This is a genomic window from Sphingobacteriaceae bacterium (assembly GCA_002319075.1).
Lineage (GTDB): Bacteria > Bacteroidota > Bacteroidia > B-17B0 > Aurantibacillaceae > Aurantibacillus.
The window spans coordinates 4,385,255-4,408,368 of sequence record NVQB01000001.1; the positions used below are offsets into that span (position 1 = coordinate 4,385,255).

Genomic DNA, 23,114 nt, shown 5'->3' on the forward strand with positions numbered 1-23,114 from the left:
CGCTTGCAAATTAAATACTTACTTAGGGCAGTCTGTTGGATCTTCGATTAACCTGGAGAAGACTAAAAAAGTGGCGTTCATTTTTTCTATCTCAAAATTATCGGCAAATTCCAAAAGCATTTTACTGTACTCTTCCAGATCACTGTTTCTCGTTTTAATGGCGTAACCCAGCAGAAGTTGACCAAATTTAATAATGTCATCTATGCTCATTAATCTGGCGGCCTCCTTCCAGTAATCAAGAAAATTTTGTCTTAAGAGTTCTCTTGCTTCAAACGATAATTCAGGAAAAGTTTTATCACGTTGGGGTTTAGTGATTTTCTTTTTTTTATGGGTGAGTTTATGCTCCAGAAAATTACCCAGCACCTGCACCAGAGCTTTTTTACTTACCGGTTTTCTTAAATAGTCGTTACAAAATTCTCTGATCTCTAATTCACTTTGTTTTAATGCTGAAGCTGTAAGGGCAATGATCGGGATTTTATCGTAGCGCGGTTTTCCACGAATAATCCTGGTGGCAGTGTATCCATCCATAATTGGCATCATCATGTCCATTAAAATAAGGTCGGGAAGGCTTGATTTTAAAATATCCAGCGCATCCTGTCCGTTTTCCGCAATGGTGATTTCCAGGTTCAGAGGCTCTAAAAATCCTTTAATAATTTCTCTGTTGGATGGAACGTCTTCTACCAGTAAAATTTTTTGTCCCTCAAAAGTGTAGTCAGGAGATTCAACGATCGCTTCATCATCTTCTTCTCTTACCACTGCTATGTCAATGTCGTGAAGGGTAACAGAAAAACTAGCGCCTTTGCCGGCTACGCTTTCCAGGTGAATGGTACCATTCATCATATCTACCAGGCGTTTTGTGATCGTTAACCCAAGGCCTGTGCCACCGTATTTACGATTGCTTTGTCCATCTTGTTGTTTAAAGGATTCAAAAATAAGGGTGTGCTGATTTTGTGGAATGCCTATGCCGGTGTCGCTTACCTTGAATATCAGCGAGATTTTGCTATCCTCATGGCTTGCTATCTCAGATATCGAAAGTGTTACAGAACCCGTGTGTGTGAACTTAAATGCATTGCCAAGAAGGTTGAAGAGTACCTGGCGAATACGTGTTTCATCAATAAGTATGTTTTTCGGAAGTCCCTTTTCAAAATCTATAATAAACTCAATTCCCTTCTCCTCAGCCTTTTGAGCGAAAAGTTGCCGGAACTCATTTGCCAGTTTTTCTACATTTACAGATACATTCTGAATATTCATCTGCCCTGCCTCAATCTTAGAAAGATCCAGAATGTCATCGATCAAAGAAAGCAGGTTTTTACCTCCTGAAAGAATACCGTTTATATAGCTTTCGTATTTTGGCCCTTTGGTGTTCCCTTTTAAGAGTTCAGAAAATCCTAACACCGCATTCATAGGTGTGCGTATTTCGTGACTCATGTTCGCAAGGAATTCGGTTTTTGCTTTGTTAGCTCTCTCGGCTTCTTCTTTAGCTTCCAGTATTTTTAACTGGGCCGATTTCATTTCGTCAATGCCGCCCAGGTATCCGTAGAAAATGATATTGTCGTTGTTATCACGTTCGGGAGTTGCTTGTAAAAGTCTCCAGGAATAGCTGTTTGTGAGGTCTGATTTTAGCCTTATTTCCATGTTAATGGAACTCATTTGCTTTGTAGACGTGTCGAGGATATTCAGTAAAGCATTCCTGTCTTCCGGGTGAATGATATCGAAAACCTGGCTCAAATGAGGCATGGTACTGTAATAATCCTTTCCGGGAGGTTTCAAAAGATCACTCAGGAAAATAAATTCGGTTTCTCCTTCGTTTGAGATTTTTAATTGAAAAACGGTTCCGGGAATTTGGCGGATGATCTTTTTGATAAAATCATGCGAACGTTTTGCTTCTTCTTCAGCCTTTAAAATCTTTCGCTCGTAATTTTTTTGGAAATCAATATTGGCAACATACCCGTACCATACCACTGAGTTGTCTTTCTGCAACTCCGGCGTGGCTTGTATACCCTGCCAGAGTGGTAGTTCATGATCAGGATGATTTACCCTGAATTCAACATTTAGATCCTCTAAGGTTTGTGCCGATTTCTGAAAGCCCTGGATTAATTTAAGTGTGTCGTCGGGATGTACATTTCTCCAGGCATCTGAAGCGTCTTCTAAAAGTCCGTCGGTATCTATGCCCAGCAGCGGTTTAAACTTTTGACTCATGTACATGAAATTTGAACTCCCATCCGATTTCATGCGGAATTGAAAAATTAGGCCGGGTACCTGGTAGATTAATTTTTCATAAAGTCTGTTGTTTTTCTCAAGTTGTTTTTCGGCAATTTTCCGGGCGGTTATATCAGAGGTTACTCCGTTTACCCGCGAGCGATTGTCTTTGTCGTCTTTAATCAACCATACCCTAACAAAAAAGTAAATGTTCTTACCATCCTTAACTGAGCTTTGTTCGAATTCGCAATAGCCTTTTTCAAACAGCTCTGTTCTTTTCAGATATCTAAGTTGAACGTCTTCGGGCTGATATAAATTTTGCCAGAGAACTTTTTCAGCGTTAAATTCTTTAAGTGTGTATCCGAATAATTTTTCCCCCGCAGGATTAATATAAAGCATTTCACCTTGCGATAAACTAATAGACCAGATAGCGTCTTCAATAGAGGTGAGCACATTATCAAGCCTGTTTTTAGTGAGTTTTAATTCAAACTCGTTATGTTTTTTTTCAGTAATATCATTCCTGATAAATAAATATTCTTCAATTTTTCCAACAGTGTTTTTAATCGGAATCACAAAGGTATCGGTCCAGAAATAAGAACCGTTTTTTGCCTTGTTTTTTATTTCTCCGCGCCACACAAGGCCACTGGATACTTGAGCATGCCGACGCTCCCAAAAAGCAGGCGAATGATAGTGCGCGTTAATTAATAAATGTGATTTTCCAATTAATTCGGCGGCAGAAAAACCACTGATGTTTTCAAAATTTTGATTTACGAAAGTAATAATTTCGTTTTCATCTGTCTTGGAAATAATGCTGGCCTCATTTAAAGCAAACTGAAATTGAGCTAATTGGTTACTTGTTGTTTTTTGTTCGTCTGCTAAAGTTTTGAGCTCGGTAATGTCTTGCGTTGTGCCATACAGTCCGGTAATATTATTGTTTTCAAATTTTGGTTTAGAAAAGTGTTTAAGCCATTTTTTGTTTCCATCAAATGTGGTTTGGTGGGCCTCAAAGGAAAAACTTTGTCCCAATTGTTTTGCTTTGAGGATAGAATTGATCAGTATTTTTTGATCATCCCACTCAAAGGTTGAAAATATTTTATCAAAAGAAGTTATGGTCCCTTTTTTTAGCCCATAGATATCAGAAAGGGCTTCACTCGACACTATTGTGTTCGACTCAAAATCGAGCTCCCATCCGCCAAACTTAGCCAGGTGACCGGCTTGTTCAAAAATAAGTTTTTGTTTATTCAGCTTGTCAAGCAGTCGCTCATTTTCTGTTACATCGGTCGAAATGATGTACACAGATTCTACCGATTTGTTACTGAGCAAAGGAATAAACTGCATAGAATACCGTGTTTTGGCGCTATTCGGACCCCAGGCAGTCATTTTACCGCGAACTATTTTTTTTGTTTCGAAGGCTTCTTTAAGCCACGAGTCAAAAAGTTGCTTGTATTTTTGCGGCACAAACGTCAGGATGTTTTTTCCAAGAAGATCAGAAGCTTTGTTAAGCTTACTTTTATTTATAAAAAGTATCTCTCTCTCTTTATTAACTATTTGCAGAAGATCAGGAGAGTTCTCAGATATAACCTTAAGCTTTAGCTTCTCTTCCGAAAGTTCTCGTTCCTTTTCGATGCGCAACATCAAACGCCCTATATGTTTTGCGAAATATTCGATCTCTTCATTGTACTCAATCTGCTGATCTCTTTTTAAAACAAGTACCAGGTCGCCAACCACTTTTTCTTTATCAAATAAACCGAGCCTGTAGAGTTTTCCAATGTTGAATGTTTTTTTAAGAACGTCGCCAATTATATTTTTGAAAAAGCTATTGGCATCCTCCAGTTCTCCGAGGTATACCAATGAATGGGATTGCATGCCATTAGAGAGCTGCTCATCCAATGGCCACTCTTTGCCAATCAGCTTTTGCTTAAATAGACCGAAGATTTTTTGAATATTTTTCTGAATACCAGATACCGCTACCGTTTTTGTGGTTTGTCCTCCAGGCGTGAGCAAATTTAAGACCACGTAAGATGCCTCCGATAGATGAAGCATATCATCACAGATGCTTTCTACCGATATTTCATCGAACGATAGTTCCAGATACTTCGACGAAAGCTCAAACAAAAGCTTTTGCTTTTCAATTAAGTTGTGTAAAGGGCTCATGCAATTCTATTGTTTATCCGGGTGTGACGAATTCTCAATAGTATGTAGTTACTATACATCAAATGTACTTAAATTACCTCTTTTTTTATAAGGGGGAAACACTATTCTTACCTAAATAAAACCCTTAGTTTTTTTACAAACAACCCTTAGATTTTTGCCAGGTTGGCAGGGTAATTTTGTAGCATCATTATGGAAAAAGAAATACAGATAGTGCCCACGGAATCCATTCAAATGCTGCAAAAGGAAAATGAAAACCTAAAAACAGAATTGAGCGGACTAAAGTTATATTTCACAGAACTCGAAGAAACAAATAATCATCTTGTTGCTGCCACATGGCGCGAACGGGAGATGAAAAAGAAGCTTTCTGAAACACTCGACGAACTAAACAATACCAGGCAAATTGTTGAAAGTCAAAATAAACGTATTACTGAAAGTATTAATTATTCTCGTAAGATTCAGCTGGCAATCAATCCAACAGAGCACGATCTTAAATCTTACAATCCGGATAGTTTTATTCTGTATCTCCCAAAAGACGTTATCAGCGGCGACTTCCCCTGGCTGTATGAAACGGGAGATTATCTGTATCTGGCGGCTGTAGACTGCACTGGTCATGGTGTTCCGGGAGCAATGATGTCGATGATTGGCAACTTATTATTAAACGATATTGTAAACGACGGTGAAATGCTTATGCCCTCGGTTATCTTAAGACGATTACACGAGGCAGTTGTAAAAACACTGAAACAGGATTCGTCAGACGGTAACTCCAACGACGGTATGGATATTGGCCTCTGCTGCATTAATAAAAAGAAAGCTGAAGTTATTTTTAGCGGAGCACACCGCCCCCTTTTCTTTTTGCAGGATGGCAAAGTAGAAATAATCAGCGGTGACAAATTTCCTATAGGGGGCATGCATTACAAAGGACTTAACAAATTTACAGATCATGTGCTCCCTTATAAAAAGGGCGATAGTATGTTTTTGTTCACCGATGGATTGCCCGACCAGACAGGAGGCCCTGAAAAAAGAAAATTAATGACCCGTAATTTGAAACAGTTCATGGAAGAAAATGCTCACCTCGAAATGCAGTCATTCAAAGAAACACTCTACACTTATCTCGAAGCGTGGAAGGGCACGAATAAACAGGTAGACGACATTTTAATTTTAGGCCTTAATTTTTAATTATGAAAATAGATTTAACAAAAAAAATATATGATAAAATGGTAGCCCACCAATTTGTCATGTCAATCATGGGAAGTTTTAATCAGGGTTTGCTGCTGTCGCTCCTGAATATTACCGATAAAAAACTAACAAGCCTCGAAATTGATACCACAATTAAGAAAAAGATTTTTCACTTTATGATTGAGTGCGCGCAAAATCTGTCGCGCATCGAACAAAACGACCAGTTTACCGGAGATAATATTTTTCTCATTGGAAAAAATAATGATCAGTATACGGTTCATCTCGGCTGCGCCATGAAAAAGTCAGAAACAGATAATATTCAAAAACTACTGGATATAGTAAATAGCCTGGAAACGGAAGAGGTAAAAACAAAATTTTACAGTGAATTAAGTACCAAAGAACTTGCCAACCAAAACCCTTTACTGATGAGCCTTCTGGACATCTCTAAAAAAACAAAAGAGAAAATAAATTACGAGTTGATTCGCATTGACGATGAAAACACTTTTTTATCTTTTAAAACAACTATTTCCAATTTAAAACTTACAGATGGAATCTACAATTAATATCTACGACATTTATAAGACCATGTCGGATAACAAGATTATCCTTATTTACCAGGGAATTTTTGACCAGGTAATGATAAAGTCTGTAATCTCTATGACAGAGAAAAAATTAATTCAGGAAAATATCGAAGAAGGTTTGCGCCGCAAACTTTTTAACGTCATGGTAGAAGGTTTGCAAAATATATGCAAACATCAGCTGGTAACAAATGAGCATGTTCAAAATCCTTTTTTAATGATAGGCAAGGAAGAGATGGCATACAATGTGGTTACCGGAAATTTTATCAAGAATGATAAAATAGCCATAGTGCAAAAGAAAATTGATTTCATCAATTCTTTAAATAAAGACGAGTTAAAAGAACATTACAAAACGGCTCGTTTAAACAGTGTAATCAGCGAGGTTGGTGGCGCCGGACTCGGATTTATCGACATGGTCAGAAAATCGGGAAATCCTTTGGATTATAAATTCTATGACTCTGATAATGACTTTTCTTTCTTTATTCTTCACAGTAAAATCAGCAGTAACTAACATAAACCACAAGCAATTCTATTTACCAATACTTTACAAACAAATAATTCCCTATGCAAACGCTCAACATCTCAGCAACAGAAGACACACCAGAAATTACGTTTAACGGTGAGGCAAATGAATTCCTGATCTCAGGACGTTCTCTGCCAGAAGACGTAACTACATTTTACAAGCCGGTTTTTGAATGGCTTGAAGTGTTTTCAGACACCGACACGCCAACTACAACTTTTAAATTCAAACTCGAATATTTCAATACAGCTTCTTCTAAAATTATCCTCGATATCTTAATGAAACTGGAAGATATGATGGAAGCAAAACAATCTAAACTTAAAATAGAATGGTATTATTTTGAGTCAGACGACGATATGTTAGAGGCTGGCGAAGAATACAAAGAGCTGGTAGAAATTCCCTTCCATTTAATTTCCTGTTAAAAAAAATGAGAATTCAATCACAGGTTAACCTCTCCGGGTATATTACGGAACTTTTGCGCGCGGGCAAAAAGAAGTCCGACAAGGATTTACTTGCTCTTGGGAAAACCTTTACCTATAATTCAGAGATAGCAAAACTAAAATCTTTGTTTGCCAGCTTAAGACCCTGGCCAAAAAATGCTATTCCCCTGGAATTTGATGTAACCGACCCTGTGGCTGCATTCTACATCTTCGTACTGTTTTTTCATAAATATTTTAATTCCTATTCAAAAAAAAGAGTGCGCGAATCGGAAAATAAAATAAGTAAGCTGGCAGAGCTGTTAGCAATTAGTGATGAGGATAAACAGCAGCTCACTTCTTTTTTCCTTAACGAAGAGCCTTATACTGACAAAATTAAAGCGGTTTATTTTACGGCTCAAAAAAGAGGTGGATTAAATGTTCATGTGGGAGCTCACATTATGCATGCAGCAAACAGAAACAATGAAATTGTTTACCTGAAGTATTTTGAAAAATACGGCGTGTTCCTTTCTAAAGTTTTTATTAAAGAAAATAACCCTTATCATTTTATAGAAGCAGTAAGCGTTAAAGAAATAGACATTGTTACGTCAGGAAACTATTTAATGAACGATTTTGGTTACCATACCTTTGACGAAATTGTGGAAGCAGTATTAAGTCACAGGCCTTTTCAATATTACGAACTGGCTGCTACCAGCAATACGCCTAAAATAGTGCTCGACCCCGAAAACGGGAAAGTTATTATTTCCGGCTCCTCATCCCCTTTTTCGCCCACAAATTTTTTTACACCGATTCTTGAATGGCTCGACGGTTATGCCTCTATGGGGAAAAAGCCACTTCAGATTTTTATCATGCTCGACTATTTTAATACTTACACTTCAAAATTCCTGGTACGACTATGCAGGCAATGCGATACCATGGCTAAAGACGCTAAAGAGGTGAACATTTACTGGTATTTCGATCCGGAAGATACCGACATGCGCGAGTTTGGCGAACATCTCGCGGGCATTTATAAAAAGGGTTTTTCAAATTGTTTAATAAGCGACGGAATAGAAGAATTGGTATGAGCGAAGAAATTTTAAAGGCATTAATGCAGCTTTTTGCCATTATTGCTAAACAGGATGGTGTATTGATCGAAAATCACGAAAAGTACGTTTTCGATTTTTTATCTTCACAGTTGAGTGTAGATCGTGTGCAGGAGTATCTCGATCTTTACAATGAGTTTTTAAATGAAGCAAAACCAGAACCGGTTAACGCTGAAGTGAAAGACAAAGCGCGAACGTCGATGAAAGATTCGGTAAGAACGCTGGCTATTTGCAAAAAAATTAATAAGACACTTGCACAAAAACAAAAAACAATTGTATTAATAAGGTTGTTAGAATTCTTTAAAAACGATTCTCAAAAGTCTATCAACCGTATTCAGATCGTAGAAACTGTTGCCGATGTTTTTAAAATTGAAAAACAGGAGTTCCTGGAAATAAAAAACTTTTTATTTGAAGGACAGGAAGAAACAAGTGAAAATGAAATTGTAATTGGAGAAGAAAGTCTCAAGGAGACCTGTAACTGTAAGCACTATCTGCCATTTCAGCACTACCAGGGTAATTGTAAGTTTATTTATTTAAAAAACATAAACATTATTCTTTTAAAATACCATGGAAGTGTAGAACTGTTTTTAAACGGAGTAGTTATAAAACCTGAGAACATTTATTTGTTTCCGCACGGCAGCACTTTACGCTTACCGCAAACAACAATTTATTATTCCAACATCATTTCTAAGTTTACCGAAGATCAGGCCGGAGAGTCTTTTTCTTTTGAAGCACACATTACTGAGCATAAATTTCCTAATGGAAAAAAGGCACTGAATGAATTAAAAATTGCTGAAACTTCGGGTAATTTAGTAGGAATAATGGGAGCAAGCGGCTCTGGTAAAACTACTTTACTCACACTTCTTTCGGGACAGGAAAAGCCTTCTAACGGCCTGGTGAAGATTAATGACCTTGATCTGAACAAAAATAGTGAAGAGCTAAAAGGTGCCATTGGTTATGTGCCACAGGACGATCTTTTAATTGAAGATCTTACTGTATTTGAAAATTTATATTACAATGCAAAACTTTGTTTTAAAGGATTGAGTGAAAATGAAATTACTCAGAAAATCTCCAAAACATTAGTATCCCTGGGACTCGCCGAAATAGCCACCATTAAGGTGGGAAGCCCTCTGAATAAGAAAATCAGCGGCGGTCAAAGGAAACGTCTCAATATTGCGCTTGAATTGATTCGTGAGCCGCACATTCTGTTTTTAGATGAACCAACATCCGGTCTTTCCTCCCGGGATTCTGAAAATGTAATGGATCTTTTGAAAGAGTTGACTTTCAGAGGGAAATTAATTTTTGTGGTTATTCATCAACCTTCGTCCGATATTTTTAAAATGTTCGATAAGATACTGATTCTCGACACAGGCGGGTATCCTTCCTATTACGGAAACCCCATTGAAGGAGTAATGTATTTTAAAAAAATTACCAACCAGATAAATAGTGAAGTAGGGGAGTGTTATGCTTGTGGAAGTGTGAACCCCGAAACAATTTTTAACCTGGTGGAATTAAAAGAAATTGATGAGTACGGAAACTACACGGACAAAAGAAAAATTCAGCCTGTAAAGTTTTATGAATACTACAAAGAGCGGTTTTTTGAAAAGATAAATGTAAAAACCGTAATGGGCAAACTACAAAGCACCTTTAGCGTGCCGAATAGATTTGTACAAACGAAGTACTTTTTTCTGAGAGATTTTTTCTCTAAACTATCCAACAAACAATATATTTTGATTAACCTGGTAGAAGTGCCTGTGTTAGTGCTCTTTCTGAGTTTGATCATCCGCTACGTAGATAAAACAAAAGAAGAAAATTACAGTTATTTCCACAATACAAATATTCCTTCGTATTTTTTTATGTCCATCATTGTGGCACTACTAGTTGGTTTAACGATAAGCGCAGAGGAAATTTTTAAAGATCAGAAGATTTTAAAGCGTGAAAAATTTCTTCATTTGAGCAGACTATCTTATTTGTCTTCCAAGGTTATTTTACTTTTTGCCATCTCAGCTATTCAATCTGTTTTATTTGTGGCAATAGGCAACCTTGTTCTGCAAATTCATTCGGGTTACCTGAGTTTTTTCTTCATGCTGTTCTCGGTGTTTTGCTTTTCAAATATTCTGGGACTTATTCTTTCTTCTACTTTTAATAGTCCTGTTACCATTTACATCATCATTCCTTTAATCATCATTCCACAATTAATTTTGGGTGGCGCAATGTTCAGCTATTCTAAACTCAGCGCACTATTTGGCGGCGGCTATAAGGTTCCCTTGGTGGCTAACATGATGGTTTCCCGTTGGGCTTACGAAGGCCTGGCTGTAGATCTTTATACCACTAATCCTTATAATAAAGACAGGTTTATTTATTCAAAAATAGAATCCAAGTTTAATTACAAGTTGGTTTATCTTATTCCAAAACTAGAAGAGATCGTAAAAGCAAGAGATCCTCAATTGAAAGATGAGTTCATTGCTAAAACGGATCTTTTAAGAACGGAACTTGAAAAGGATGCCGTAGAATCTAAAAAACTCGGTTTTAAAGACGAGCTTCCGGATTTTAAAAATTCCGAATCTGTTTTAGCCTATCTGCAGAATTTAAACACCTTTTATGGAGAAAAATTTAATCATGCTTCGAGATTAAAAGAAGAGTTTATAGCAAAACAGGTAAAGATGCTCGGAAGTGAAGCCAGGTGCGAAGAACAGAAGCTGAATTATTTTAGCAATAGCCTCGACGAGATTATGACAGGAAGTCTTGTAAAAGAAAAAATCGTTGTGGAAGATAACGCCCTTGTTCAGATTGTAGATCCCGTTTTTCAGGATCCCGACAATAAAAATACCTTATTCAGCACGCGAACTCATTTTCTTTCGGCAAGTAAATATCTTTTTAACAAGCTTATACCCACTTATTATTTTAATCTTTTAGTTATCTGGTTAATGAATGGTGTCTTATTCCTTTTCCTTTATCTGGATGTGTTTAAGAGAGTTTTTACTAAGATGAAGTAAGAGAAATCCCTTAGAAGAAATAAATATAAACTCAATAATAAAATAAAAACAATAAACCAATTTTGCAAAATAAAATAGTCAGACGAATGTGAAGCAAAATGCATTGCCAAAACGCCTGTAAAAATTCACTGCTTAGCCCATCCCTAAAAATAATGATAGTTAAAAACAACAGTAAACGTATGAAAAAAATAACAATGATCGCTTTATCCGCTCTAATCCTTATGAGCTGCGGCAATTCCAAAAACTCAGAGTTGGAAGCGGAATTAATGAATGATTCCGCCGACAGTTCACAAAGTATTTCTATTTCAAGAGATGTTTTGGATGAAATGATGCAAACCCTGCCATCGCCTATAGAGACGGCAAATCTGATCACTCAGTCTAAAAGTAGTTTTAAAAAAGAGCTTTTAATTCCTGCTCAGAATGCAGTAAACTTTCCGAATAAATATACACAGGCTCTTGCCCTTGGTGGTTACGGCGTGGATCTTGGATACATTAACCTTAACAATAAGATGCTTTATGTAGTTGAATACCTCGAAAGTGTAAACACCATTTCCAAGGAATTAAAAGTAAACCAATTCCTAGACTTCTCAACCTTAAACAACCTGGCAAAAAACAGGGACAATGTAGATTCTTTGATCCGTATTTCAACAGAAAACTTTAACCACATCGATGAATACCTTCGCAGCAAAGAACGTGGCGACCTGAGCGTACTTATTCTTATTGGCTCCTGGGTAGAAGGTCTTCACATGTTTAATAACATCGCAAAAGAAAATCCTTCAGAAGAAATCACTAAACGCATAGGCGAGCAAAAAATTATCATAAACAATATTTACGCTATTCTCGATAAAATAGATAAGATCGCTTACTACAGAGAATTAAAAGAGAAGTTAAAAGGATTGAAAGATGTTTATGCAAACGTAAAAGTCTCTTACGTATACAAAGAACCTGTAACCAAGGAAGTAAACGGTGAGTTGGTGATCGAAGACGGTTCTGAATCGGTAGTGGAAGTAACGGCTAAAGATCTGGAAGCGATTGACAGAGAAATTACCAAACTAAGAAATGCGATTTTTATAGTTTACAAATAATTTTACGCTCAGGCTATATGAAGAAAGTACAGGAAAAAATCAAGCTGCTGGTTCTGGCGCTAAGTTTAATTTTTGTGTGTTCTGGTTTTTTTACTTTTAAGAAAGGAGATTGCAGCACTTCAAAGATGACCGCAACTGCCGTAGATCAGTTGAAAAAATTTACTATGATCCAGGAATTTCCTTTTTACATGAAGAAAAAAAAGAAAGACGCGGAGACCGAGTATAAGAAACAAATTATAACATTGAACAGGGGAGTGCGTTACAAGTTTTTTGCCGTAAGAAATGCAGAATATGAAGGCCAGCCAATACTCTGCATTTACAACAACGAGAAGCAGGAGTTTCTCTTAGGATCAACCTATAATGTAACATTTAAAAAATTTTATAATGAATTGGAGTTTGAATGTAAAACTACCGGCAACTACTGTCTTTCGTTCAGTTTTCTGGATGGTATGGAAGGTTGTGCGCTAGGTGTTTTTTCTTCCCTTGTTAAAGAATAATACAGATTTAATATGACGCGCTTAATTTTAATCATTCTGTTATGCACTACGCATATCGCCTTTTCTCAAAATCCAGTCCTCAATATTTACCTGGATACAAAAGAAGTAAACAAAACAAAAGTTCCTGTTTATGCTTTTGTGAAATCGAATGGCAAATATTATTCTATTTTAAAAACGCAGGAAAGTAAAATAAATTTACCTGAACATGTTCAACTACATGAAATAGAAGCCCTGACATTCATTATTAAAAATGATACAATCACTTTTACGGTAGCAAAGCTACTTGAAGATTTAAAAACACACCCTGAGAAGAACGCCGTTGATGAATTGTACTACATGTTTAAGGAAATTAAAAAATGGGATCTGCGGATCGATAATTTTAAATACGCCAGCAAAGAACATCATTTAATAGCGAGTAAGGTTGAGAAAGAGAAAACTGCGGCAGGGAAAGATTATAAAGTATATAGCCTGCTTACCACTTCGTTTAAATATTATATTGTAAAAGTATAGCTGAGAACTACCTGGTTTGTTGTAGTTTTTTTACGATCCAGGGCAGGGTAAGTCCCTGTCCAACCAGCGTAAAAATTACCACGGCAACCGAAATAAAAATAAGCGGATCTCTAAAGGGAAATTTTGAACCGTCTGCTAACTCCTGGGGCAAACCAAGCGCAATAGCCAAAGACACAATACCACGCATACCCGACCAGCTGATTATAATACTGCTTTTAAAATCCAGTAAGGCATCTTTGGTTATCCTTCTTCTCTGGCCTCTAAAAGACTTAAGTAAGTTACGACGTTGAAGAAAAACGTAAATGATTCTTAAGAGTAATGCCACAAGTGTAATGATAAAGGCATAGAGCGTAAAGCGCAGAATATCTTCAGGATGAATACTTTTAAGAAGATAAGGAAACTGAAGCCCGATTAAAATAAAGATAAGTCCATTTAGAAGGAAAATTATAATGTCCCAAATGGCTTTCGACTGCATTTTAAGGTCTTCCGGAAATATGGTTTTACTGAAGCGTGAAATCATAAGTCCCAGCATAACAACGGCAATTACACCCGACACATGCACTTCTTCCGCAACCAGGTAGGTAACAAAAGGCATTAATAACATTAAGCCAATGGTTACCATAAAATTATGGTGCAGTCTGCTCAAAAAGAATCCTAGCAGCCTGGCCATAATCACGCCCACCAAAAATCCTCCAGCCATAAGAATGACAAACTCCAGCGAAGCTTTCCAGAAAACAAATGAGCTTCCCGTAACAGCGGCAACAGCAAACCGGTAGGCTACAAGCGCAGAGGCGTCATTCACCAGGCTTTCACCCTCCAGAATAGTGTTTGTAGAATGTGAAAGTCCCAGGCCTTTGGTGATGCTCATGGCGGCAACTGCATCGGTGGCTGAAAGAATGGATCCCAGCACAAAGGCAAGGGGCCAGGTCATGCCGGGAATTAAATAATAGGCAGCTACAGCAACACCAATGGCGGTCATAAACACAAGGGAAATAGCCAATGTGCTAATGGTGCTGATATTTGTTTTAAAAGTCGGGAAAGATAAATTAAAGGCAGCATCGTATAATAAAGGGGGAAGAAAAATCAGGAAAATAACTTCCGGGTTTATTTCAGTTCTTGGTAAAGAAGGAATAAAGCCCAGGCCAATGCCTGCAGCTATCAAAAGTACCGGGTAAGGGATCTTTATCTTATCAGCCAGGGCAGAGAGGCCAATCATAATGGCCATAATAACTATAATAACACTGTAATTTTCCATAAAATCTTGCCCCGAATTTCGCCCGCTAAAGATATGGCTTATTCTCATGGCAAACCAGTTTTAAATAAGTGCTGATTTCGCTCTTTTTAAACCGCGCAATAACATACCATTTAGTATGTTTTGTATATTTGTCTAAATTCAAAATGTATGAAGACTCTTACTGTTATTGCCTGTGTTTTACTTACTGTGTATTTCACATACAAAACGTACCGTTATTTTACCCTTGAGAAAAAGCTGGTGCAAAAATTAAATCCAGCAACGGTTATTCTGGATGTGCGAACCGAGCGGGAATATAGAACCGGGCACATAGAAGGGGCTGTAAACATTCCTCTGAGCAAGTTGCATGAAGATTCTATTGCTCTTGATAAAACCAAAGTGATTGTAACCTGCTGTTCACATGGTCTTAGAAGTGTAAAAGCCGTAACTTTATTAAAGGAGCATGGATTTAAAGAGGTATATAATGGGGGTGCCTGGCCTGACCTGGAAGAAATGATCAGACAAAAAAAATGACGCCGTAAGACGCCATTCTGTAGTAGTAGGTTAGCGGCTTAAGAAATGGGATTCATTTTAATCTCATAAATTATATACATGTCTTCTTCTTTACCGTCAAAAAACTTATCGAGTACTTGACGAATGTTGTTACAATAGAAAACGGAAGGCGCCGGCTTTGTATCGTCGGAGCCAACAATTTTTTTCGCCCAGATCACCGTAAAGGAATGATACTCTTCGCGGTGAGTCTTAATGTAATTTAAAACCTTGGTAAGCGCGTCTTCTTTCGAAATTTCACTACTAACGGTTGCCAGTGTGAAAAATTCAACAAGCAAAGGATTAAACGTTGTTACTTTTACTTCAAAAGGATCTGAATAAGTAAATTGAACCGTGTGTTTGGGATTGGTTTTACGGACTTCTTCCAGTATTTCTGCCTCCAGTAATGCAATGGTCTTAGGATCGGTGGTGTGTTGAGTTTTCATAATAAACTTTGAAAGTTTAAAGGTAAGCATTTAATAACAGATGTATTTTACATTAGGAGCAAAAGCAAAATGCCAAGCAGTTGGTATTTTTTGAAATTTCTTTCCCTATTTTGTGGTGGCAAATCTACATTTAATTTTAAAAAAGCCCGTTTTTACTGGGAAACAGTGCTTGGTACGTTATTGTAAATAGTTTAAGTAAATGTTATTAAACTAAACTACTATGAAAAAATTAACTTTACTATTAGCTCTTGTGTCTGGATCCCTGGCATCTTTCGCGCAAAACAACAACGATATCATTCCTCCGGCTCCTATCGAAGAATCGAAATTTTCGCTCGGTGTGAAAGGTGGCTTTGGACACGCTTTTTTAATTCCTTATGGAAATTATAAATTTATGCCATCGTGGGATGCAGGATTGTCGGCAGTTTATTCGCCTTATGTACACTTTGGGTTCGGCCTGGATGCAACTTATTCTACAGAGGGTTCTAAACTCCAGAATTCTGATTATACAAGTACAATAGATCTCAATTACATTCGCCTTGCTCCAAAAGCGATTTATTTTTTTAGATCTTATGAAATGGATTTTCGTCCTAAGATCTCCCTTGCTCCCACAGTTGGGTTCTTAACTAACTCTGCCGATGCCAAAGGATTTAATAAAACAGATTTTGGTGCCAGCGCTTCTTTAGGCTTTAACTACCGTTTGGTAAGAGCAATCTGGCTGAGCGTTGATGCAAGCTACTATCAAGGGTTAATTGATACTTATCCTTCGAATGGTGTAACAGATCTGAATGGGAATGCCCGTTTGGACGTAGGTTTCAACTTCGGATTTTAGTAATTAGTTATTCTCTTGCATAAATAAAGAGCGCTTTAAAAAAGGCGCTCTTTGTTTTTTATCTTTTTTGGTTTTCATTCGTCATTCTAAAATGTACATATACTATACGTTTCCGGGCTTCATTACTTGTAAAAATCTCTGAGATTAGCTATCCGGGCCGCTTTTATTCAATTATTTATTAAAAAAGAGCCGGGTTATCAACAAAATAGGGCTTTTTTTTGGGTAGACACTTGACAGGCTTAGATAATGCTCTTATGTTTGTGCCAGAATTAAATTGTTTAACCTTAAAAAAAAACAAAATGAACAAAGAAGAATTGATCGAAGCTATCGCAACTGGCTCAAATTTGACAAAAGCAGACGCTGGTCGTGCATTAGCTGCAACTATCGAAGCTATTGAAAAATCCCTAAAAAAAGGTGACCGTGTTGGTTTAGTAGGTTTTGGCGCTTTCTCAGTAGCTAAACGTGCTGCTCGTATGGGACGTAATCCTCAAACAGGAAAAGCTATTAAAATTGCTGCTAAAAAAGTAGTAAAATTTAAAGCTGGTGCTGATTTAGCAACTGCTGTTAATAAAGGAAAATAATTTTCGGCAACGAGAATTCAGAAAGGATGTTGAGAAATCAACATCCTTTTTTTTGGCAATAAACTTAATTTTTAGTTTGTTTTTTTAGATCTTCCTCAACAAGCATTAAAATGTTGAGGTGGTAAAAAAAGTTGAGTGCCATGTAATCACTGTACACAATGTTTTGCAAAATAATGACGCTTGTTTTAGATTCGGGAAAGAAAAAATTAAGTGAGACAAATCCCGGTGTAAATCCTGTTAAACCAAAACTTGTAATATCTCCCTTCTCTTCCCTGGTAATACCATAGCCGTAGTAGGTGGTTCCAAATAATGGGTGATTGCGGATGGCCATTTTCTTTTGAGTCACCATTAATTCTAAAGTAGCAGGTTTCAGAAGTTTATTCGCAAACAACGCATTATTCCAGATCAGAAGATCCTCTGCCGTAGAAATAAAAGTTCCCGCGGCCGCATAATTTCGAAAGGAATTATATTCCACCTGTAAAACACTATTGCTATCTAAAGTGTAACCTTTTGTAAAACCCGGATAGCTCAGAAATTCAGGATGTAAAGTTTTTCCCATACCACAACTTTTAAAAAGTTCGCTCGAATAAGCAGCAAACGATTTTCCCGATATTCTTTCAATTATCTGTGACAGCAGTTCGTAGCCCAATTGAGAATAGGAGAATTTTGTCCCGGGCTTAAATTCCGTTGAATTAGTGAGATCTACAATTCCATGTGTGTGAGTAAGAAGTTGGTGCACTGTTACGGTGTCTGCCCATGAAGGTTTTAGCTCCGGAAGATATAAACTTATAGGAGCAAAGAGATCGATGTGTCCTTTTTCATATTCCTGCAAAATCATAACGGCAGTAAATTGCTTGCTCAATGAGCCAATTACAAACTGCTGATCTTTTTTCAAAGGTGTTTTATCCGTAAAGTGTGAATAGCCTTTAACCTTACAATAAATTTGTTTTCCATCCCGACTAATCAAAACTACTCCATTAAAACGAAATTTCTTATCTGAGAGCAATGAATTAATTTGTCGGTTTAACTGAGCCGGAAATTTTCCGACAAAAACAAGAAATATTAAAAAGTTTAAAATGGGTTTCAATTTATTGAAATTGAGTAAGGATACTAAGTTGATTCTAAAAGTTTGGCCTGAACGGGTGGGGGAATCACCAGTTCCTCACTTAGTTCGGGCATTTCTGTGCGCAGCGTCTTAAGATCTTTGCCAGATGTATCCATAAAATACCAGTGTTTGCCGGCATCCTTTGAAATTACGATCAATACAGATTTGGTGATAAGCAATCCGCGTTTAACTTTCATTTCAAGTGTTTCTGTAACGGTTGTCTGCAGTTCATTACCAACGGCAAGAACTTTATTGGGTTCATCAACAAGTATTTTAGTTATTGAATTTCCGGCGGTTTTCATTTCTTTGAAACCATTTTTTAAGGCAACTATCATTTCGGCTTCTCCACCGAGTTTATTTACAAGAGCGGGATTGGCATACTTTATGAATGATTTGTAATCTTTCTTCAATAGAAAAACATTCATTTGATTAGCCTGGCGCACTATTTCTTTTTTGTATTCCACATCTTTTTCAAGGGGCGCACTTACTTTAACGCTGTCTTTGCGCGCCATTGGAATACTATCTACCCTTGATTTTAGAGAGTCTTCTTTTACTACTCCAGAAGTAGTATCGCGCGAATCGCAGGCTAAAAGAAAAACTAAAGGAAGAAAAAAATGGAGTTTAGAGAACATCTGTTTTTGGTTTAAAATTTTCACGGAAGATCATCTTCGATTTTTTATTTTCCAATTGCTGATTTATTTCCCAATTGACGGGCTCTTTCATAAAATCCGGTGGCTTGCTGACGCATACCCAAATATTCCATGTAAGCTCCCATGTAAAAATTTGTTTCACCATTATTCGGATCTAACGCGTAAGCATGGTTAAAAAGTATTCCGGCAGTATCTATCTTCATTTTTTTGGAATACATCAGTCCCAGGTTATTCAAAGCAGGAATGTAATCTTTATCAATTGTCAAAGCTTTTTTGAAAAAGTACATGGCACTGTCTGGCTCGCGCAATTCTGAAAGCGACCAGCCATAATTATTTAAAAATATAGGGTCGTTGGGTTTAATATGCATGGCTTCAAGAAGTGACTCCCGGCCCTTTTGGAAATTGTTTGAGGAGTTGTAGTAAAAACCGAGATTGTTTAAAGCATAGGGATCTCCAGCTTCTGATTTAAGCTCCTGCGTAAAGAGCGTCAAGGTGTTTTTCCAGGCAAGAGATCTTTTAAAAGTAAGGATAGTAAATAAGATAGTTAGCACTATCAGGCCGTTTTTAACCTGGGCAGGATTCAGTTTAAAGCGCTGCAGCCAAACAAACACAACAGCGGCAGGAAATATGATGGAAATATAAAAATAGCGTTCATTTACATAAGAATGATTGTTGTCGTCTAATTGTAAAAGTGGAATTACAAGAATTAGCCAACAGATAAATAGCGTATGAATGACCTTATTCTGCGTTTTTAAAAGAGAATAGAGAAAAACAGCGAGTAAAACAACTGCCGAAACCGCGTACAGGAGTAAACCGGCGCTTTCCATCAAATGTTCAGGCGAGGGAAAAAGATAAATTACCTGCTGATTCCAGGGCATAAAGGGTTTAAAGAAATAAAAACCAATGGCAGCAAATGCAATGACTATTTTTTCAAGCACACCATAATGCAAATTGTTTTCGTTAAGGTTTTTCCCGCCGCTAACACTATAAAAAGTTAGCAGTGAAAAAAGTACTGCTGCTAAAAAAAACGGTAGTAGTTTTAAGCTGTAAGGTTTGTGTCCTTTTCCATAGATGAATAGAATGTAAACCAGCATGAGGGCCGGAAGCGTTACAGCCATTGGTTTACTGAAACAAGCCAGGATAAAAAACAGGAAAGAAAGCCCCAGATCTTTTCTTTTTGAAGACTGAAGGAAATCAAGAAAACGCAAAGCCGATAGGAAATAAAACAAACAATAAAGAACGTCCTTTCGCTCTGTGATCCAGGCAACGCTTTCAGACACAAGCGGACTAATAGAAAAGAAAAGTAAAATGAAACAGGTAATAAATAGATCTTTTACTTTAAGAGCCTGTAAAATTTTAAAGAGCAGCAAAGCATTTAAAATGTGTAAAACCAAATTGATGAAGTGAAAAGCGAAAGGCTTCTCTCCAAATAAAAGGCTTTGTAGTAAATAACTGAGATGCGTAAGCGGCACGTAGAGCAAACTGGCTTTCCCTTTAAAAATAGCGATGATGTTCTGAAGCGAAAACTGTTTGATGTAAGGATTGTTCAGAACATATTCAGGATCATCGTAATTAACGAAGTCCGCTTTAAAAACAGGAATAAAAGCAATCACACAGAGGCTGATAATTCCAATGTTTATATTTTGTTTTGTTTTAGGATCCATCTTGTTTTTTTAATTCGTGAAAAAAAATGCCTCACGATTTTTAAAAATACAATTTTTGCGGCAACCTGAAAAACTTAAGATTTTATTGCATACCCTGCAAGGATGATCATAGGCAGAAGCATAACCGGCAGAAAAAGAAGATAAGTAACAGGATGAGCGAAATTAGCTGTTGAACCACTATTCCATTTGTTTTCATGGCGCTTGGGAACGAAGAGCCTTGTATCTTTTGTATTGTAATAGAAAACACCTAGTCTCCAGTTTTTTGGATCCTGATGCATGTCATTTTCTAAATTTTCCTTCTCAGTCATGTGGTGAGAGTTTTAAACGAATATCGGGAAGAGAAATTATATGTCAAAATTTAAAAGTGCTGAGATTTTCGTTGGAGTGTTAAAGTACCATCTCATGCCCGCATTTAAAATGACCAAGGGGACAAGTCTTGTAACCATGAAGTCCGCAAGGTTTGCAAGCTAAACCTTTTACTTCTATAATAGTTTTATTATCAGATAAAGGACCAAAGCCGAATTCAGGAACCGTGGAGCAAAAAAATGCCGTAACGGCGGCGTTCAAAGAGGAGGCCAGGTGCAAAGGTCCGCTGTCGTTTACATAATTCATTTCTGCCGATTGCATTAAGGCTGAAGATTGCAAAAGTGAAAGCTGGCCCGCAACAATTTTTATAGCAGGATGTGAAGATTTATTTTTAATGTTCTCGCACAAAGCAATATCGCCGGGAGCCCCCAGCAAATAAATGCTTTGTGAAGCATCTGTTTTATTACACAATTCAACCCATTTTTCTACCGGTAATTGTTTTGTATACCAAACGGAAGCGGGTGCCATGCAAACATAGTTTGCTTCCTGAAATGTTTTTACAAATTCGTAATCTTTTGCAGAAGGATACAGTTTTGGTTTGAAAATCTTTGTATCAGTAAAATCTTCAATCAATGCATTATAACGTTCTGTTTCGTGGCGACCATCACCTATAACGTGCCGCGTTGTATAGTTAAAAGCGAAAGAGAAGGGATTCTCTTTGTAACCTGCGGTATGACGCGCACCTGAGAAGGCAGTCAAAAAACCGGAGCTTCCGTAGCGATGGCAATTAATTACAGTATCGTAGTTATTTTTGCGAATGCGTCCTAAGAGTTTAAAAAGGTTTTTAAGTTTCCCTTCTTTTTTATTCCACACCAAAGTCTCCTGTAAAAACGGATGTTCTGCATAAATACTTTCATTGCCTTTTCTTACCAGAATACTCACAGCTGCCTGCGGAAAATAAGCATGCAGTTTTTCAACCAGGCTCGAAGCCAATATGGCATCACCAATAAAGGCGGTTTGGATGATTAATATTTTTTTAGGTGCAAGCAATAAGATAAATTTAAATTGGTTTGCCTTTTAGATCTGCGAAATTTAAGCGAAGCTTCCCGTTTTTTACAGCTTAAGAATTTCATTCTGTGAAATCTGCGTCAAAAGTAACGCTTACCCGTGAATGGTCTCGCTCTTCCCATAACTTTTTACCACATTGGCTTCATAGTCCAGCCACTGCTGCCAGCGTGCGTTCACATCTTCAATGGCGTTTCCGTATTTTCGTGCAAAAGCCAAAAAAGTAGTGTAGTGATTTGCTTCACTTATCATTAATTCGTGATAAAATTCACGTAAGTCTAAATCATTAATATGCAATGATAAAATCCTGAAACGCTCGCAACTCCTTGCTTCTACCATGGCAGAAAACAAAAGGCGGTCGATAAGTACAATTTCTTTTTTATGCCCCTTGCGCATAAATTTATAAAGTTCGTTCACATATTCATCGCGGCGTTCGAAGCCCAGCTTATAACCCCGGTCTTTTATTTTCTGATGCACCATTTCAAAATGGCTGAGTTCTTCCTTTGCAAGACTTAAAAGTTCGTCAACCAAATCGCTGTGATAGGGGTAACTGATCATGATAGAAATGGCATTGGTAGCCGCTTTTTGCTCACACCAGGCATGATCGGTAAGAATCTCTTCAATGTTTTTTTCAACTATATTTACCCAGTGAGGATCAGTTTCGAGTTTTAAGCCCAGCATGTTTATTAGTTTAATAGAATACAAAGTAACGATAAAATATTTTATTTAATATTACAGCATGGGTCATTTAGGAAAATTATACTTATTGCCGGTGCCAATCATAGAGGAGGGTGGACATAAGTTTATTCCTTCTTACAACTCTGAAATCATCTCAACGCTTAAGACGTTTATTGCGGAAGATGCTAAAACAGCAAGGCGTTGTTTAAAAGGTTTTGCTTATCCAAACCTTCCCGGGGCGGAAATTCTTTTACTTAACGAACATACAAAAAGTGGAGATCTTTCTGCTTTGCTAAAACCTCTGCTAAACGGGCAGAATGTGGGTTTGATGAGTGATGCAGGTTGTCCTGGTATTGCCGACCCGGGCGCTGATGTTGTAAAACTCGCCCATCAAAGCGGCATTGAGGTTGTTCCCCTGGTTGGCCCCAGCTCCATTGTTTTAAGCATTATGGCCAGTGGGTTTAATGGTCAGAATTTTGCCTTTGTGGGATATCTTCCCATCGAAAAACCATTAAAAGTAAAACGGCTCAAAGAACTGGAGATCCTTGCCCAAAAGCAAAACCAGGCGCAGTTTTTTATTGAGACCCCCTACCGCAATGAACAAATGCTGGATACCATTTTAGAAAGTCTCGCCCCGCAAACCCTTGTGTTTATAGGACGCGATATTTCTTCATCCAAACAATTACTGCTTTCAAAAACAGTCGCAGAATGGAAAAAAGGCCCGAAACCCGCTATGCACAAAGTTCCTGTGGTTTACGGAATTTATCGTTAGCAAA

The 23,114-nt window shown here is 37.4% G+C and carries 22 protein-coding genes; 13 read left to right on the forward strand and 9 right to left on the reverse strand.

Going from position 1 to position 23,114, the window contains the following annotated elements; genetic code table 11:
• Positions 1-18: 18 nt before the first annotated feature.
• Positions 19-4,353: a hypothetical protein gene (locus CNR22_18955; GenBank protein PBQ33773.1), complete on the reverse strand. Its 4,335-nt coding sequence runs from the start codon at positions 4,351-4,353 to the stop codon at positions 19-21.
• A gap of 189 nt (positions 4,354-4,542) precedes the next feature.
• On the opposite strand from CNR22_18955, the gene CNR22_18960 reads away from it, so the two are divergent.
• The 9 genes from CNR22_18960 to CNR22_19000 all read left to right on the forward strand — a co-directional run bounded on the left by CNR22_18960 (position 4,543) and on the right by CNR22_19000 (position 13,234).
• A complete protein-coding gene (locus tag CNR22_18960; protein ID PBQ33774.1) occupies positions 4,543-5,529 on the forward strand; it encodes a hypothetical protein in 987 nt (328 codons plus the stop codon).
• A 2-nt stretch (positions 5,530-5,531) separates the two neighbouring features.
• Positions 5,532-6,092: a hypothetical protein gene (locus tag CNR22_18965; protein PBQ33775.1), complete on the forward strand. Its 561-nt coding sequence runs from the start codon at positions 5,532-5,534 to the stop codon at positions 6,090-6,092.
• Entirely contained in the window at positions 6,076-6,618 is a 543-nt protein-coding gene (locus CNR22_18970) for a hypothetical protein (protein PBQ33776.1), read from the forward strand. The genes CNR22_18965 and CNR22_18970 overlap by 17 nt, the downstream gene beginning before the upstream one ends.
• 53 nt (positions 6,619-6,671) lie before the next feature.
• Complete coding sequence (locus CNR22_18975) at positions 6,672-7,049, forward strand: nuclear pore complex subunit (GenBank protein ID PBQ33777.1); 378 nt, start codon at positions 6,672-6,674, stop codon at positions 7,047-7,049.
• A 5-nt stretch (positions 7,050-7,054) separates the two neighbouring features.
• Entirely contained in the window at positions 7,055-8,128 is a 1,074-nt protein-coding gene (locus tag CNR22_18980) for a hypothetical protein (protein ID PBQ33778.1), read from the forward strand.
• Positions 8,125-11,142 carry an ABC transporter gene (locus CNR22_18985; protein PBQ33779.1) on the forward strand — a complete coding sequence of 1,006 codons (3,018 nt, stop codon included), beginning with the start codon at positions 8,125-8,127 and terminating at the stop codon, positions 11,140-11,142. Before CNR22_18980 ends, CNR22_18985 begins: the two co-directional genes overlap by 4 nt.
• 152 nt (positions 11,143-11,294) lie before the next feature.
• Complete coding sequence (locus CNR22_18990; GenBank protein PBQ33780.1) at positions 11,295-12,227, forward strand: hypothetical protein; 933 nt, start codon at positions 11,295-11,297, stop codon at positions 12,225-12,227.
• A 17-nt stretch (positions 12,228-12,244) separates the two neighbouring features.
• Positions 12,245-12,724, forward strand: a complete 480-nt coding sequence (locus tag CNR22_18995; GenBank protein PBQ33781.1) for a hypothetical protein — start codon at positions 12,245-12,247, stop codon at positions 12,722-12,724.
• Between the two features lie 12 nt (positions 12,725-12,736).
• On the forward strand, positions 12,737-13,234 hold the full coding sequence (locus CNR22_19000; GenBank protein PBQ33782.1) for a hypothetical protein: 498 nt from the start codon (positions 12,737-12,739) through the stop codon (positions 13,232-13,234).
• A gap of 7 nt (positions 13,235-13,241) precedes the next feature.
• Here the strand turns inward: CNR22_19000 and CNR22_19005 are convergent, their stop codons facing one another.
• Positions 13,242-14,489 carry a Na+/H+ antiporter gene (locus CNR22_19005; protein PBQ33783.1) on the reverse strand — a complete coding sequence of 416 codons (1,248 nt, stop codon included), beginning with the start codon at positions 14,487-14,489 and terminating at the stop codon, positions 13,242-13,244.
• Between the two features lie 147 nt (positions 14,490-14,636).
• Between CNR22_19005 and CNR22_19010 the strand changes: the two genes are divergently transcribed.
• Positions 14,637-14,999: a sulfurtransferase gene (locus tag CNR22_19010; GenBank protein PBQ33784.1), complete on the forward strand. Its 363-nt coding sequence runs from the start codon at positions 14,637-14,639 to the stop codon at positions 14,997-14,999.
• A gap of 38 nt (positions 15,000-15,037) precedes the next feature.
• Here CNR22_19010 and CNR22_19015 read toward each other — a convergent pair whose 3' ends face one another.
• A complete protein-coding gene (locus tag CNR22_19015; protein PBQ33785.1) occupies positions 15,038-15,490 on the reverse strand; it encodes a hypothetical protein in 453 nt (150 codons plus the stop codon).
• Between the two features lie 190 nt (positions 15,491-15,680).
• Between CNR22_19015 and CNR22_19020 the strand changes: the two genes are divergently transcribed.
• On the forward strand, positions 15,681-16,289 hold the full coding sequence (locus CNR22_19020) for a hypothetical protein (GenBank protein ID PBQ33786.1): 609 nt from the start codon (positions 15,681-15,683) through the stop codon (positions 16,287-16,289).
• Between the two features lie 299 nt (positions 16,290-16,588).
• Complete coding sequence (locus CNR22_19025) at positions 16,589-16,870, forward strand: DNA-binding protein HU (protein PBQ34949.1); 282 nt, start codon at positions 16,589-16,591, stop codon at positions 16,868-16,870.
• Between the two features lie 64 nt (positions 16,871-16,934).
• Here CNR22_19025 and CNR22_19030 read toward each other — a convergent pair whose 3' ends face one another.
• The 6 genes from CNR22_19030 to CNR22_19055 all read right to left on the reverse strand — a co-directional run bounded on the left by CNR22_19030 (position 16,935) and on the right by CNR22_19055 (position 22,341).
• Positions 16,935-17,990, reverse strand: a complete 1,056-nt coding sequence (locus tag CNR22_19030; protein PBQ33787.1) for a serine hydrolase — start codon at positions 17,988-17,990, stop codon at positions 16,935-16,937.
• Entirely contained in the window at positions 17,981-18,607 is a 627-nt protein-coding gene (locus CNR22_19035; GenBank protein ID PBQ33788.1) for a hypothetical protein, read from the reverse strand. The genes CNR22_19030 and CNR22_19035 overlap by 10 nt, the downstream gene beginning before the upstream one ends.
• Positions 18,608-18,651: 44 nt before the next feature.
• On the reverse strand, positions 18,652-20,289 hold the full coding sequence (locus CNR22_19040) for a hypothetical protein (protein PBQ33789.1): 1,638 nt from the start codon (positions 20,287-20,289) through the stop codon (positions 18,652-18,654).
• A 74-nt stretch (positions 20,290-20,363) separates the two neighbouring features.
• Positions 20,364-20,567, reverse strand: a complete 204-nt coding sequence (locus CNR22_19045) for a hypothetical protein (protein PBQ34950.1) — start codon at positions 20,565-20,567, stop codon at positions 20,364-20,366.
• A gap of 109 nt (positions 20,568-20,676) precedes the next feature.
• The gene (locus CNR22_19050; GenBank protein PBQ33790.1) at positions 20,677-21,645 is read right to left on the reverse strand and encodes a heptosyltransferase; all 969 of its coding nucleotides are present in this window, start codon (positions 21,643-21,645) and stop codon (positions 20,677-20,679) included.
• A gap of 111 nt (positions 21,646-21,756) precedes the next feature.
• Positions 21,757-22,341 carry a tRNA 2-methylthio-N6-isopentenyl adenosine(37) hydroxylase MiaE gene (locus CNR22_19055; protein ID PBQ33791.1) on the reverse strand — a complete coding sequence of 195 codons (585 nt, stop codon included), beginning with the start codon at positions 22,339-22,341 and terminating at the stop codon, positions 21,757-21,759.
• A 58-nt stretch (positions 22,342-22,399) separates the two neighbouring features.
• On the opposite strand from CNR22_19055, the gene CNR22_19060 reads away from it, so the two are divergent.
• Positions 22,400-23,110 (forward strand): SAM-dependent methyltransferase, encoded by a 711-nt coding sequence (locus CNR22_19060; protein ID PBQ33792.1) that lies wholly within the window; start codon positions 22,400-22,402, stop codon positions 23,108-23,110.
• The last annotated feature ends 4 nt before the right edge of the window (positions 23,111-23,114 follow it).